The sequence below is a fragment of the Flavobacterium macrobrachii genome, from assembly GCF_014486675.1.
In the GTDB taxonomy this organism is placed as follows: domain Bacteria; phylum Bacteroidota; class Bacteroidia; order Flavobacteriales; family Flavobacteriaceae; genus Flavobacterium; species Flavobacterium macrobrachii.
In genome coordinates this window covers 1-781 of the sequence record NZ_JACTAC010000175.1, presented here as the reverse complement: position 1 = coordinate 781, position 781 = coordinate 1, and the positions used below count along the sequence as shown (strand labels likewise).

Here is a 781-nt window from a genome sequence, read left to right as displayed (position 1 = left end):
AAAGTCAGTTTAGGATTAAAGATTTAATTACTCTCGCTGTTGGTTCAAAATAAAAAAAAGCAAAATACAGAGTCTCGTAGCTCAGCTGGTTAGAGTACTACACTGATAATGTAGGGGTCGGCAGTTCGAGTCTGCCCGGGACTACTATTTTACGCTTGGAAATTCTAGAGTTGACAATTCACTAACTCATTTGGATGTAAAGTTAAGTTACTGAAAACTGAATACTGAACACTGCCAACTGAATAAGGGGGATTAGCTCAGCTGGCTAGAGCGCCTGCCTTGCACGCAGGAGGTCATCGGTTCGACTCCGATATTCTCCACAATTCGCTTTAGCGAAAAAAGTTCATTGACATATTGAGATAAGAAAATAATAACAAAGTAGAAAGAACACGTTGTGTACATTTATGTACATGACAAAAGTACAATAAGCAAAATAAGGGCGTATGGGGGATGCCTAGGCTCTCAGAGGCGAAGAAGGACGTGATAAGCTGCGATAAGCTTCGGGGACTGGCACATACAGATTAATCCGAAGATTTCCGAATGGGGCAACCCACTATGTTGAAGACATAGTACATCGATAGATGGGCAAACCCGCTGAACTGAAACATCTAAGTAGGCGGAGGAGAAGAAAACAAAAGTGATTCCGTAAGTAGTGGCGAGCGAACGCGGATTAGCCCAAACCAGTGTTGTTAAGGCAATACTGGGGTTGTAGGACCACGACATTTCTTGCGGATTGAATTAGAATTACCTGGAAAGGTAAGCCATAGACGGTGATAGCCCG

General features: G+C 42.9%; 2 tRNA genes and 1 rRNA gene. All 3 read left to right on the top strand.

Annotated elements, in window-relative coordinates:
* Positions 1-70: 70 nt before the first annotated feature.
* A tRNA-Ile gene (locus IAI56_RS15825) sits at positions 71-144 on the top strand.
* Positions 145-246: 102 nt separating this feature from the next.
* Positions 247-320: transfer RNA gene (locus tag IAI56_RS15820), tRNA-Ala, on the top strand.
* Between the two features lie 103 nt (positions 321-423).
* Positions 424-781: ribosomal RNA gene (locus IAI56_RS15815) — 23S ribosomal RNA — on the top strand; the annotation flags it as partial.